The organism is Bradyrhizobium sp. (assembly GCF_049512235.1).
Classification (GTDB): Bacteria; Pseudomonadota; Alphaproteobacteria; order Rhizobiales; family Xanthobacteraceae; genus Bradyrhizobium.
This window is the reverse complement of record NZ_JBEKXH010000021.1, coordinates 15629-28915: the sequence shown is the minus strand read 5'-3', so window position 1 is coordinate 28915 and position 13287 is coordinate 15629. Positions and strand designations below refer to the sequence as shown.

General features: G+C 62.9%; 11 protein-coding genes. 6 read left to right on the top strand and 5 right to left on the bottom strand.

Going from position 1 to position 13287, the window contains the following annotated elements; genetic code table 11:
- The first annotated feature begins 13 nt into the window (after positions 1-13).
- The gene (locus tag ABSG20_RS03545) at positions 14-112 is read left to right on the top strand and encodes a VOC family protein (RefSeq protein WP_423863101.1); all 99 of its coding nucleotides are present in this window, start codon (positions 14-16) and stop codon (positions 110-112) included.
- Positions 113-174: 62 nt separating this feature from the next.
- Here ABSG20_RS03545 and ABSG20_RS03540 read toward each other — a convergent pair whose 3' ends face one another.
- The 3 genes from ABSG20_RS03540 to ABSG20_RS03530 all read right to left on the bottom strand — a co-directional run bounded on the left by ABSG20_RS03540 (position 175) and on the right by ABSG20_RS03530 (position 5600).
- Complete coding sequence (locus ABSG20_RS03540) at positions 175-3291, bottom strand: autotransporter outer membrane beta-barrel domain-containing protein (RefSeq protein WP_423863098.1); 3117 nt, start codon at positions 3289-3291, stop codon at positions 175-177.
- Positions 3292-3544: 253 nt separating this feature from the next.
- Complete coding sequence (locus tag ABSG20_RS03535) at positions 3545-4531, bottom strand: DMT family transporter (RefSeq protein ID WP_423863097.1); 987 nt, start codon at positions 4529-4531, stop codon at positions 3545-3547.
- A gap of 229 nt (positions 4532-4760) precedes the next feature.
- Positions 4761-5600, bottom strand: a complete 840-nt coding sequence (locus ABSG20_RS03530) for an aldo/keto reductase (RefSeq protein ID WP_423863096.1) — start codon at positions 5598-5600, stop codon at positions 4761-4763.
- A gap of 172 nt (positions 5601-5772) precedes the next feature.
- Here ABSG20_RS03530 and ABSG20_RS03525 point away from each other — a divergent pair, with 172 nt between their 5' ends.
- The 3 genes from ABSG20_RS03525 to ABSG20_RS03515 are packed head-to-tail and all read left to right on the top strand — an operon-like array spanning position 5773 to position 8845.
- Positions 5773-7095, top strand: coding sequence for an ABC transporter substrate-binding protein (locus tag ABSG20_RS03525; RefSeq protein WP_423863095.1), 1323 nt, complete (start codon positions 5773-5775; stop codon positions 7093-7095).
- The gene (locus ABSG20_RS03520; protein WP_423863094.1) at positions 7092-8024 is read left to right on the top strand and encodes a carbohydrate ABC transporter permease; all 933 of its coding nucleotides are present in this window, start codon (positions 7092-7094) and stop codon (positions 8022-8024) included. The genes ABSG20_RS03525 and ABSG20_RS03520 overlap by 4 nt, the downstream gene beginning before the upstream one ends.
- Positions 8021-8845, top strand: coding sequence for a carbohydrate ABC transporter permease (locus ABSG20_RS03515; protein WP_423863093.1), 825 nt, complete (start codon positions 8021-8023; stop codon positions 8843-8845). The genes ABSG20_RS03520 and ABSG20_RS03515 overlap by 4 nt, the downstream gene beginning before the upstream one ends.
- Before the next feature lie 558 nt (positions 8846-9403).
- Here ABSG20_RS03515 and ABSG20_RS03510 read toward each other — a convergent pair.
- Positions 9404-9730 carry a helix-turn-helix domain-containing protein gene (locus tag ABSG20_RS03510; protein ID WP_423863100.1) on the bottom strand — a complete coding sequence of 109 codons (327 nt, stop codon included), beginning with the start codon at positions 9728-9730 and terminating at the stop codon, positions 9404-9406.
- A gap of 130 nt (positions 9731-9860) precedes the next feature.
- Here ABSG20_RS03510 and ABSG20_RS03505 point away from each other — a divergent pair, with 130 nt between their 5' ends.
- On the top strand, positions 9861-10841 hold the full coding sequence (locus ABSG20_RS03505; protein ID WP_423863092.1) for a tripartite tricarboxylate transporter substrate binding protein: 981 nt from the start codon (positions 9861-9863) through the stop codon (positions 10839-10841).
- On the top strand, positions 10796-12262 hold the full coding sequence (locus ABSG20_RS03500) for a Rieske 2Fe-2S domain-containing protein (RefSeq protein WP_423863091.1): 1467 nt from the start codon (positions 10796-10798) through the stop codon (positions 12260-12262). The genes ABSG20_RS03505 and ABSG20_RS03500 overlap by 46 nt, the downstream gene beginning before the upstream one ends.
- A gap of 205 nt (positions 12263-12467) precedes the next feature.
- On the opposite strand, the gene ABSG20_RS03495 is transcribed toward ABSG20_RS03500, so the two are convergent.
- On the bottom strand, positions 12468-13148 hold the full coding sequence (locus ABSG20_RS03495) for an NAD-dependent epimerase/dehydratase family protein (protein WP_423863090.1): 681 nt from the start codon (positions 13146-13148) through the stop codon (positions 12468-12470).
- Positions 13149-13287: the final 139 nt, after the last annotated feature.

Here is a 13287-nt window from a genome sequence, read left to right as displayed (position 1 = left end):
GCGGGGATATTCGATCGTGTATCCCCTCACCGACGAGCCATGGGGTGTCCGGCGGTTTTTTGTCAGGGACCCCAACGGCGCCGTCATCAACGTGGTCAGCCACAGGATTTGAACTGGCGGCGCTCCTCGGGTCCTCCCGGCGGCAGGGTACCTCCCTGCCTCCTTCTACGGAGGCTACCACACGTAACGCGCGGAGGCTTTGCCGGCATAGGAGCGGGTGACATTGGAGAACTCGCCTTCGAAGCTTGCAGCCAGCGCGAAGCCGTTCAGCCATTTGATCTCGGCGGAAGCCGTGGTCAGCGCCAAATCATGCGACTGCGCCGCGCCGTTGACGACGAAGGACGCGCCCGGCAGCGTCTGAAACACGGCTGAAATATTGCGGTCGGTGTCGAAATCGTACGCCCAGGCGGCGCGGCCGCGCAAGGTCAGGATCGCGTTCTGCAGCGCGAGCGACCGGTCGGTGCGAACGCCGAGTTCCGTCCGCGACGCCGTGACATCCTTGGCGGCGTAGCTCAGCGCGAAGGCATTGGTGCCTGCGAGCGCCTGCTCGGCATAGGCCGGAAGCTGATAGGTGGTGAACTGTCCGGCGGCATAGGGCGTGACGCCCATCCACGGCGTCACGAAGCGGGTGCCGCCTTCCAGACGTCCCGACCAGGCATTGGCGTTGAACTCCGCGTGCAGCTGGTCGATACCCGCGATGGTCACCGTGCGATCCGTCGTCACATCCTGCCAGCCATAGGCGAGCGCAGCGGATAGATAGGCCGCTCCAACGTCGTGACGCATGAAGGCACCGGCCTGGAACAGGTCCGAGCGCCCCGAGCCAAGGCCGTTGACGTTGAAATTGGTGCCGCCACCGGCCAGCGCAAAACCCGCCAGCGTGACCGGTGATAGGCGGTAATCCGCGCCGGCGACGAAGCCGAACACGCGCGCCGTGGTGCTGTTCGATCCCAGCCCCGCATTGCCGTCGGTGCTGCTGCCGCCGCCATAGGCTGAGCCCCACACGCTCCAATGCGGATCGAGCCGATTGTTGCGCGCCGTATCCGCCTTGGTCGGAAATCCGGCGAAGGCGTCGCGCGCGGCATTTGAATTGGTCGCGGCAAAGGCGCTGGCGCCGTCGCCTTGCCCGGCGAACGCGGTTGGGCCGGCCCCGCCGGTCGGTCCCGCACCGCGGCCGTCGATGAAGGGGTCGCTCAGTATTCCCAGAAAGAGGTTCATGGCATCGAAAGTGGCTTGCTGGGTGCCGGTTCCGAGTTCACCAGAGGCCTGCGTGAGCCCGGCCGGGCCCAGCGCGGCAAAGGCCGCCGGGATGCCGCCATTGGCATTGAAGAAGTTAGTCAGGGTGGTGCCGACCGCTGTCTGGTTGGCGTTCACTCCAGGCGTGGCGCCGTAATCGAGCGCAAAATTGAGATAGACATGCGTCGGGTCGTAGCTCAGCGTGGCCACGAGCGCGCTGGGAGCACCGATCACACCGACGCCGTCAAAGCTGCCGCTACGGCCGCCGGTGGCGGTCATGATGGTATATTGCTTCATGACAGTGCTGCCCGCCGCGAACGCCGCCCCGACGGTGCCTGCTAGAGTGGCCGTGCCGGTCACATTGGCGAACGTTGCGGTCACCGAGTTGAGCTGCACCAGATACAGCGCGCCCGACTGCAAGGCGAGATTGCCCGCCACGATGATTGATGAGCCCGCCGCGCCGTTGCCAGGCAGCAACATGCCGCCGCTGGCGATCACGCTATTGCCGACTGTGCCCGCGCCGGTCAGCGCGGCGTTGGCATTCACGGTGGTGAGGCTGGAGGACGCAATCGAGCCTTCGACGTCCAGCACGCCGCCATTAATGGTCGTCGTGCCGGTGTAGGTATTTGTCCCCGACAGCGTCAGGGTGCCGGTGCCGACCTTTTCCAGCGAGCCAGATCCGGGAAAGCCGCAGCCGCACGGATTGAAATCGGCGATCACACCGCTGACGGTGGTCGAGAGATTATTGCTGCCGACCACAAGGGTATTTCCCGCACCGATATAGTAGCTGCCCGAGCCCGCGATCGAGCCCGCGGTGATGCGGCCGTCGCCGTTCGGACCGAGCGTGCCGGAGAAGTCGACATAACCGGTGCCATTGGTAATGAACTGCGCGTTGCCGCCGGTTGAGTTGTCATTGAACAGCGTGGAGCCGCCGCCGTTGGTGGTGATGGTGGCGTTGCCGGCCGTGGTGGATGCATTGAACACCAATGCACCGCTCGTAGTGGTCGTGATGTTCGCATTCATCGCCGAACTACTGGTATTGAAAATCGTCACCGCCCCCGATTGATTGACGATGGTTGCACCGCCGGCGCCACTCTGATCGGCAAAAACGATCGCGCCGCCATTTATGTTATTGATGGCCGGCGTCACGAAGTTGTTCGCGTTGAGAATCTGGATCAGACCATTATCGTTGATGATCGACGTGATGCCGGCGGTGTTGGCATTGATGATGTCGAAGCGACCTTCGTTGGTGACGGCACCGATGATGCTTCCGGTCTGGGCAGGGGAGCCCAGCTGCAACGTCCCACAGGAGCATATCGTGGTGCCGCCAGTGTAGGTATTGGTGCCGGTCAGGAGCACGGCGCCGCCGTGTGAAGGGCGGGAGTTCACGATGGTCAGCGCCCCCGGGCCGTTTCCGTCCGTGATGTTGCCGGAGATCGTGAGTAATTGGCCGTTGGCATCGATGGCGCTGCCGAAGGGTGTGTTGTTGATCTTGAAGTTATTGCTGAAGGTGAGGATGGCGGCGCCGGCCGCCTGGAATTGACCATTGTCCAAGGTCACCGTGCCGGTGCCCACCGAACCGCTGTCTGTCACCCGCAGCGTACCGCCGCCGCTGACGAATGTGCCGCCGCTATAGGTATTGGCACCTGACAGCGCCAGCGTGCCGTTGCCAATCTGCTGAACCTGAACGCCGGCAACCGATTCTCCGATATTGTTGGAGATCGAAATCGTCTGACCGGAACTGGCGTTGTCGATAATGCCGCCGCTCGCACCCGCCAGACTGAAATTCACCGCGCCGCCGCTGAAGATGTAAGCCTGCGAACCCGGATTGAAGGTCCAGGAATCCGGCGCCACCGAGCCGCTCGTGACATTGACCGTCGTCGATCCCGAGGCGTCGAACACCGCCGATCGTCCAGCCGCGACCGGCGCACCGATCGGCGGGAACCAGTTGGCCCCATCATTATAGTTGGCGCTGCCACCCGTCCAGAGACTCTGGGCGTGCGCCGCGGTGCCGGAGACCAGACCAACGATGGCCACGAGCAAAACGGATGTCGGCATTGCGGCGCATCGGCGCAATCGGCCCGGTAAGCGCAAAGGCAATCGAAGACGCAACGCCGACCCCTGTTCCCGCGCTCTTTCGGCGCTGCCCGAGGCTAGCCTAGCACGCGATGCACCGACGCATCTGACAGCCGAGCGGAATCCCTTGATTCAACGCCGAAAAACGTCGCTTTCCGGCAGCACTGTTGCACCCAGGCAACGCCCGGCTATTCCATTTGGGAGCAGTGCGCAGTTACCCCGCCGGGCAGCCCGCTTACGCGTTGGGGGATGGCTCACCCAGGGCCAAAAGCTGCGATCGCCGCACGCGTTCGCGATGCGCGGTGTAGAGGCCGCTGGCGACAATGAAAACGGCACCCGTCACCGTCCAGATGTCGGGGACTTCGCCGAAGACCAGGAAGCCGAGAATGCTGACCCAAAGCAGCTGGGTGTAGGAAAACGGCGCGAGCACCGAGGCGTCCGCATAGCGAAAGGCGAGTACGACGATCCACTGCCCGGCCGTGGACGCGAGGCCGATGAAGACCCCGAACAGGATATCGCGCCAGCTCGGCGCGACCCAGACCATCGGGACCAGCGCCGACAAAATACAAATGCCCGATATCGACGAATAGACCATGGTGGTGACCACGCGTTCCCGGCCGCTCATGATCCGCGTCATGATCAGCGTGCCGGCCCAGGCCAGCGCCGACACGATCGGGAAAAACACCGCGGGGTGAAACGCGCCGGTGCCCGGACGCAGGATGATCAGCACGCCGATCAGCCCGACCGCGGTCGCCAGCCAGCGGCGCAGGCCGACGCTCTCGCCCAGGAAAATAATCGACAGCGCGGTGACGAACAGCGGCGATACGAAGCCGGTGGCGGATGCTTCCGCGATCGGCAGAAAGCGCAGACCGGAAATGAATAACAGCGACGATGACAACAGTGCGACGCCGCGCAACAGCTGCAAACCCGGGCGTTGGGTCCGCAAGGCGTAGAGCGGCGACGCCGGCAGCATGCCGGGAATCATGATCAGCGCGAACACCAGAAATCTGATCCAGGCGATCTCGATCGAAGGCAGCGTCGCCGACAGAACTTTCGCGGTGACGTCCGATACCCCAAGGAAGACCGTCGATGCCAGTATCAACGCGATGCCGCGGAATGGATGGTCGGCGCGCGCCGGCGCGGCGCGTGCAGCCGGCTTGTTCGGAGGCAGCAACAGGGAAGCGCTGTCAAGCCTTGCGGCTGCGGCGGGTGGCGGGGTCACGGTTGCGGAACTCGGCAGAATGAATCGAATCGGGTGAGCGCGCAGACAACAATAGTTGACCGGCGTCGACAAGCGCCGAAAACAGGAGGCCGATATGCGTGGATTGCGCCATGCGGACCCGCACTGCAACACTTTGTTAAGAACGGTGTCCGACTTCGGCTTTGAGACTGTGCGTCCGGCTCCGCATTCGTCTCGTCCTGAGAGTTCAGACTCAAAATGCGAGGAACACCTAGAGCATCGGCAGGCCGCGGGTTCTGGATCCGCGCGGAAAAGCAAGGTCGAGTGCTGCGATTTCGTCGCTGCCGAGTTTGAGCGTGCCGGCGGCTGCGTTGTCGGCGGCGTGCTGCTCACTTGAGGCCTTCGGAATCGCAAGCACCTGGGGCTCGCGGGTGAGAAAACCAAGGGCGACCTGGCGTGGCGACGCACCATGCGCTTGCGCGATGGCCTGAAGGACTTCACCAGCCTTGCTGCGGGCAGATGGGAAATCATCGTGACCGAACGGCGAGTATGCCACCACCGCGACGCCGTGCTGCTCGCACCATGGAATAACCGCGTGCTCGATCGCGCGCTGCTTCAGATGGTAGAGCACCTGGTTGCAGGCGATCCTGCCTTGGCCCGCAGCCGCCAGCATCTCGTCGAGATCGCCGACATCGAAATTGCTGACACCCCATGAACGGATTTTTCCGGCGCTGACCAGTTGCTCGAACGCGGCAACCGTCTCGGAAAGCGGATACGAGCCGCGCCAATGCAAGAGATAGCAGTCGAGCCGGTCGGTTTTCAGCCGCGCCAGCGAACGCTCGCAGGCCGTGATGGTGCCGCGCCGCGACGCGTTGCTCGGCAACACTTTCGAGACCAGAAAGACATCATCGCGCCGCCCGGCGATGGCCTCGGCGACCACCAGTTCGGCATCGCCATACATCTCGGCGGTGTCGATGTGGGTCATGCCGAGATCGATGCCGCGGCGCAACGCGGCGACCGCACCCTTGCGACCGCCGCGGTCGATATACCAGGTGCCCTGCCCGATCACCGGCACCTCGGGACCGTTGGTGCCGAATTTCTGCTGCCTCATGATTGCCTCCCACAAACTGGATCGTTTCGAAAGCCGGACGCCTCTGACAAGCCGCCCATCTTGTTCCGGTCTTGCAGCGTGCTATCACCTATATAGGGCACCGTTCGGCCAGGCCGAGCGGCCGGCACAACATCGTCGCCGTCAACGGCGGCATTCAAGGGAGAAAAGCGACATGGCCCATTTCGGCCCGACCCGACGGAGCCTGTTGCAGGGCACGCTTGCCGCCGGCGCACTCAGCCTGACCGGATTTCCGGCGCGCGCCGAGCCGCAATGGAAGAAATATGCCGGCACCACGCTGGAAGCGAACCTGGTCAAGGGGCCGCGCGGCGAACTCCTGCAGAAATATGCCGGCGAGTTCACCGAGCTGACCGGCATCAAGGTCGGCTCGGAGGTCATTCCCGAACAGCAGCAGCGCCAGAAGGCGGTGATCGAACTGGTTTCCGGCCGCCCCAGTTTCGACGTGATCCATCTCAGCTACCACGTGCAGAAGCGGCAGTTCGAGAAGGCCGGCTGGCTTGCCGATGTGTCGGGCTTCATGAACAACCCCGAGCTCACGGCGCCGGACCTGGTCGAGAGCGATTTCTCGGCCGCCGGCTTGCAATTCGCCAAGCCCGACAATGGACCGATGCATTCGCTGCCGTGGTCGGTCGACTATTTTATTCTTTACTACAACAAGGAGATCTTCGCCAACAAGGGCGTCGCTGTTCCCAAAACCTTTGACGAGATGGTCGTCGCCGCGGAAACTCTGACTGACCCCAAACAAGGCGTCTACGGGTTCGTCGGACGCGGGCTGCGCAACGCCAACATGACGCTGTGGACCAACTTCTTCCTCGACTATGGCGGCGAATTCCTCGACGCCAAGGGCAACCTCCTCACCGACGGTCCGGAGGCGATCGAGGCCACCCGACTCTACCAGCGCCTGCTCACCAAGGCGGCGCCTCCCGGGGTCGCCGGCTTCAACTGGATGGAATCGATGGCCGCCTTCACGCAAGGCCGCGCCGCGATGTGGATCGACGGCGTCGGCTGGGCGCCGCCGCTGGAGGACCCCAATGCCTCGCGCATTGTCGGCAAGGTCGGATACACCCTGGTTCCCGCAGGACCCAAGGGCCAGTATTCGGCGACCTACGGCGACGGCATCGGCATTGCGCAGGCGAGCAATAACAAGGAAGCCGCCTGGCTCTATTGCCAATGGGCGGTGTCGAAACTGATGGGCGCGCGGCTGTTGCAGAGCGGCGGCGGCGTGCCGTTCCGCAATTCGGTGCTCAACGACGACGCCGTGCGCAAGGGCGTGAAGACGCCGGAATGGCTGGATTCGGTGATCGCGTCGGGCAAGATCAGCAAGCTCGGCCTGCCGGTCGTGATCCCCGTGGCCGAATTCCGCGATCTGTTCGGCGCCGCCATCACGGCGACGCTGTCGGGTGCCGACCCCGCGACCGAACTGAAAAAGGCCGCCGATCAATATCGCCCGATCCTGGAGCGCAGCGAGAAAGCGTGAGCACGTTAGCCGAACCGGCTGAGGTCGCTGCCGGCGGAGAGCCGCAGCGGGAGTGGCGCCCGCGCTCGTATTGGCCGTTCGTGACGCCGGCGCTGATCGTCGTCCTTGCCGTGATCATCTTCCCGTGGCTGTTCACGATCTGGATGAGCCTGCACGAGTGGAAGGTGGGGTCGCCGACGACTTTTGTGGGCCTCGCCAATTACCTGCGGCTGCCGTCGGATCCGCGCTTTGTCGAATCGGTGGGACATACGCTGGTCTATACCGCGCTCTCGGTGCTGCTGCCGCTCATCCTGGGCACGCTCGCGGCCATCGTCTTCCACGCCCGGTTTCCGCTGCGCGGATTCTTGCGCGGGCTCTTCATCCTGCCGATGATGGCAACGCCGGTGGCGATCGCGCTGGTGTGGACCATGATGTTTCATCCTCAGCTCGGCATTCTCAATTATCTGCTGTCGCTGGTCGGCCTGCCGGCGCAGCTCTGGGTATTTCATCCCGCGACCGTGATCCCCTCCTTGGTGCTGGTCGAGACCTGGCAATGGACGCCGCTGGTGATGCTGATCGTGCTTGGCGGGCTCGCGGCCATTCCGGCGGAGCCTTACGAAAGCGCCGAGATCGACGGCGCCAATCTGTGGCAGGTGTTCCGCTACATCACCCTACCGCTGATCACCCCCTTCATCTTCATCGCCGCGATGATCCGCATGATCGACGCGGTCAAGAGTTTTGACATTATCTTCGCCATTACTCAGGGCGGCCCCGGCTCGGCGTCGGAGACCATCAACCTTTACCTCTACAGCGTCGCCTTCATTTATTACGACATCGGTTATGCCTCGGCGATCGCGGTGGTGTTCTTCGCCCTGATCATAGCGCTTGCCGCCGTGCTCCTGCATCTGCGCCAGCGCCTGCAATGGAGCGAAATCGGGAGCGGCGCATGAGCTTGCGCCAGATCCTCGGCAAGATCGGGCTGGCCTTCGCGGTGCTGGTGATGGTGTCGCCGGCCGTTCTGTTTTTCCTCTGGATGGCCTCGCTCTCGATCAAGTTCGAGGTCGACAACGCCGCCTACCCGCCGATCTTCATTCCCGACCGTTTTGCCTTCAAGAACTACGCCGACGTGTTGGCGTCCAACCGGTTCCTGACCTATTTTATCAACAGCCTGCTCGTTACCGGCACGGCGACGGGGCTTGCGATGCTGGTCGGCGTGCCCGCCGGTTATGGCATTGCCCGGATGGCGGCGCACCGTTCGGCGGTCGTGATCCTGATCGCGCGCATCACCCCGGGACTGTCCTATCTGATCCCGCTCTTTCTCTTGTTCCAGTGGCTCGGACTGCTCGGCACGCTGTGGCCGCAGATCATCATTCATCTCGTGGTGACGGTACCGATCGTGATCTGGATCATGATCGGCACGTTCGAAACCACGCCGATGGAGCTCGAAGAGGCCGCGCTGATCGATGGCGCCACGCGATGGCAGGTGTTCCGGCATGTGGCGCTGCCGATCGCGCGCCCGGGCATGGCGGTCGCCTTGATCCTGGCGGTGATCTTCTCCTGGAACAATTTTGTCTTTGGCATCGTGCTCGCCGGGCGGGAAACCCGCACACTGCCGGTCGCGGTCTACAACATGATTTCCTTCGACCAGCTGAGCTGGGGCCCGCTTGCCGCGGCAGCGCTGATCGTCACCTTGCCAGTGCTGTTGCTGACGGTGTTCGCGCAGCGCCAGATCGTGGCCGGATTGACCGCGGGCGCGGTCAAGGGCGGGTAGAGGATGGAGGCACCCATCTGGGGCCGCCCGGCCTTTCGGCGAGGAGAGCGCATGCAACGGATCATCATAGTAGGGAACGCGGGTAGCGGGAAGTCTACTCTTGCCCGGGGCTTGGGGCCTGTGGTCCGTTTGAGGAGTAACCGTCAGATTTCATCGTTCATAGCCTCTCTCAGATAAGGAAGGCCAATGGCAATGTCGATTGTAAGAGCCAGCAGGTTCACGCGCGCAGATGCCGAGACATTTCCGGATTTGGCAATGAACGGCCGAACTGAAACGTCCGCTCAAATGACGCTATCGGAGGTAAGGTCGACGTGACGCGGACATGGTGAAAACGATACCAATGCCCCGTTACGGTGAAGCGCGCTGTCCGTGCCGGCGTTGGTCGCCAGAATGCGGGTCCAGGCCCCCATTGCGAGGGTGACGACGAAGCCGATTACCCACAGCATCGGCGTATGAGATCGATGAATGCACGTCGCACGGCCATAGACCAGAACCTACAGGCATTACTCGCGTTTGTTTGCTGCGGGAGCATGTTCGAACTGCGGCACCGGATCACGCTCAAGGCGTCAATGCCGCCATGACGGCCGCGGGATTGCGGGCGATCACCGTCAGATAGGCACGGGCGCAGGTATCCGGTTCAGCAGCGCCCTGCTCCCAATCGCGCAATGTGCCGAGAGGAATCTTGAAGCGCGCCGAAAACTCTTCCTGGGTCATTCCGAGCGCCTGCCGGATGATCTTGGAGCGCGCAACGCGCTTCATGCGCTTGAAGTCGTCAGGCTTCAAAGGCTGAGCATCGGGATCGCTCAACGCAGCCGCCATCACTTCCTCGTCCGTCATCGGACGCAGAGGTTCAAGGGGTTCGTCCGTTCTGTTGGTAGTAGTCATCTTGCTCATGTCTGGTTGCCCGTCTGGCTGAAATTATGCGATTCGTGTGAGCCGCTTCACATCTGCAGCGCACCGGCTGAGTTACCAATACCGAACTGACGTGTCTATGCCGGCCGGTAGGGGGACTGCGATGAAACCTCCGCGTCGCCTATTCCTGCGTCTCGCTGCGTTGGCGCTCGGTCTTCCGGCCATTTCGCGCATGGCCTACGCGCAAGCCTATCCGGCGCGGCCGGTGCGCATGATCGTCGGTTTCAGCGCTGGCGGCGCGCCCGACATCGCAGCGCGCCTGCTGGCACAATGGCTTTCGGACCGGCTCGGCCAGCCGCTCGTCATCGAGAACCGTCCCGGCGCCGGCAGCAACATCGCCACCGAGGTCGTGGTGGAAGCGGCCGCCGATGGGTATACGCTGCTCCTGGTGTCACTTGCGAACGCCGTCAACGCGACGCTCTATGAAAAGCTCAATTACAGTTTTGTGCACGACATCGCGCCGGTTGCGAGCATCAGCCACGAGACCTACTGCATTGAGGTGCATCCCTCGTTTGCAGCAAGGACAGTTCCCGAATTCATCGCCTACGCCAAGGCCAATCCCGGCAAGCTCAACATGGCCTCGCCGGGCACCGGGAGCGGGCCTCACATGGCCGGCGAGTTGTTCAAGATGATGGCTGATGTCGACATGGTGCATGTGCCCTATCGTGGTTCGCCGCCGGCCCTGACGGATTTGCTCGCCGGGCAGGTTCAGGTAATGTTTAGCCCCCTGTCCTCGTCGATCGAGTACGTTCGAGACGGCAGACTACGTGCGCTGGCCGTAACCACGGCAACGCGCTCGACGGCGCTGCCCGAACTCCCGACCGTGGCAGAGTTCGTACCTGGCTACCAGGCCAGCGGCTGGTTCGGCGTCGGCGCACCCGCGAGAACGCCGGTCGAGATCGTTCACAAGCTCAATCAGGAGATCAATGCGTGCCTTGCCGACACGAAGCTGCAGGCGCGTTTCGCCGACCTGGGCTCCGTGGTATTTATCGGGTCGCCGTCCGACTTCGAAAAGCATATCGCCGGGGAGACCGAGACGTGGGCCAAGGTGATCCGCGCGGCGCATATCAACAAAGTGGGGTAGCAGCAGGCAGCGGCCGCCAACCACGCTACACTCCCGGGCGACCCGCGAAACTCTCGGGCGACCCGCGGCGGCATCAGGAGGATGCGATGACAACTGCGATGGAGGGCAGGGAACTCACGCAAGTCGGTGCGGGAACGGTCATGGGTGAGTTGATGCGGCAGTACTGGATTCCCGCAGCGCTGTCATCGGAACTTACCCGCGACGGCGACCCGCTTCGCCTCATGCTGCTCGGCGAGAGGCTGATTGCGTTTCGCGACAGCGCAGGCCGGGTCGGCGTCATGGACCATCGTTGTCCGCACCGCTGCGCCTCGCTATTCCTCGGACGCAACGAGGAAGGAGGCATTCGCTGCATCTGCCATGGCTGGAAGTTCAACGTCTCGGGCGACTGCATCGACATGCCAAGCGTGCCGCCGCACCAGGATTTCAAGCAGAAAGTCAAGGCCAAGGCCTACCCGGCCATCGAGCGCGCTGGGATCGTGTGGGTCCATATGGGGTCGAGCGCGAAGACACCGCCGTTGCCGGCGTTCGAAATCCTCGACGTTCCCGATGATGAGATCGGCGTGAGCTTGGTCCAGCGCGAGTGCAATTACCTGCAGGCGCTCGAAGGCGAGATCGATACCTCGCATTTCGGCTTCCTGCACGCTGGCCACGTCGACCCGGACGATGTGCCGGAGGATAACCAAGTGTACTACACCGTTACCAACCGGACGCCAGAGTACCATGTCGCCGATACCGCCTGGGGCACGCAGTACGCCGCCTACCGCGCGGCGGCCCCGGACCACGTTTACTGGCGCTTCGCCAACTTCCTGTTTCCGTTCTGGAGCCAGGCGCCGAACGGCGAGTTCGGCAGTCATGTGCACGCGCGTGCCTGGGTGCCGCTCGACGACGGGCACACGATGTTCTGCTTCCTGTGGTGGAAGCGCGGCGCGTCGGCGATGACGCGGCCGCAGCCTGCCTTCAAGGACGGCACGCTGATCGGCGGCACGGGTCGCGGCAACAAGTTCCTGCCCAATACGACCGACTGGCTCGGCCGTTGGCGGCTTGCATCGAATGCGAGCAACGACTGGGGGATTGACCGCGCGGCCCAGCGCAGCGACACGATCTACAGCGGGATAGACGGCATTCACCTGCAGGATCAGGCCATCACCGAGAGCATGGGATCGATCACCGACCACGCGTTCGAGCATCTCGCGCCATCGGATCAGATGATCACACGTACGCGCCGACGTCTGCTGATGGCAGCCCGCGCGCTACGCGACGAGCGCGCGTTGCCGCCCGGCGTCGAGGACGCCGAAGTATTCCGTGGCGCGCGAAGCGGGTACTTCGTCGGTGATGACAAAAACCCCTGGCAAGAGATCTATAGCAGGAAACTGGCAGCTGCATTGCACCCGCCTTCCAGGCCGACGCGCGCGGCGCGGTAGTCGGTTTGGTATCTGCCCAGCCGACGCGCAGCTTCGGCACGACAACACCGAGCGCGTGGCGACAATTCTGTAGTGAAGCGGTGATACCCACGATTATATATCCGGAAAGCCTGATTCCGGTGACAGTGCACCAATTAAGACACTCCCGGTTCGACAGTGTTCTCTCGCGTTCATCCAAGCGCCCCTCCCGGCCGGAAAACGGCAATTACACAGCGCCGTGGCGGCGCCAATTTTCCAGCGCCAACTGAAGGCCCACCTCAAATTCACGGGGCTGGACAGCGAACATTTCCATCATCTCCGACAGCGGGATGCTCACATTCTCGCCGAAGCGCTGCACGATCCCGGCATCAATCGGCGTGGCACGAACTCTGTTGAGAAAGGAGATCGCGAGCAACGGCAGAAACGCGGGCACAGGAATGATCGCAAAGCGCCGGTCGATGGATTTGGCGCACAGCTTCGCCATCGTGCGCCACGGAATGGGTTTTCCCGCCAGCCCGACAACATGCCGCCCGATCCATTGCATTCCGACGGCGGCGAACAGGCAATCAACAACGTCATCAATATAGATCGGCTGAACGACATGACGACCTCCGCCGGGCACCGGCAATACCGGGAAGCGGCGGATTGCTGCGAGCAGCCTTTGAATATTATTTTCCTGGTTGCCGCCATAGATCATCGCCGCATGCAGCATCACGCCATTATGGCTTGAGCTCAAGAAATCCGCTTCGGCTTCACGAACCTCATCCGCCCGCTTGTTCGGTATCGCAGAGTAACGCCATGCCGACCCCATCAGAACCAGGCTGGTCGATCGTGAGGTAAGATTCTCGATAATTGACCGCGTATATCTTGCATGGGCACAGGAAACAACGACATCCGCATCTTGCATCGCGTCACGAACGCCGGCGCCGCTCGCCAGATCGGCGACAATTCCCTCTCGCCGGAATACGCGCCTGAACGGAAGTCCCGCCGCTCGAAGTTTTTCCGATAACCGCGCCCCGATATCGGTAGACGCCCCGAAAATTACA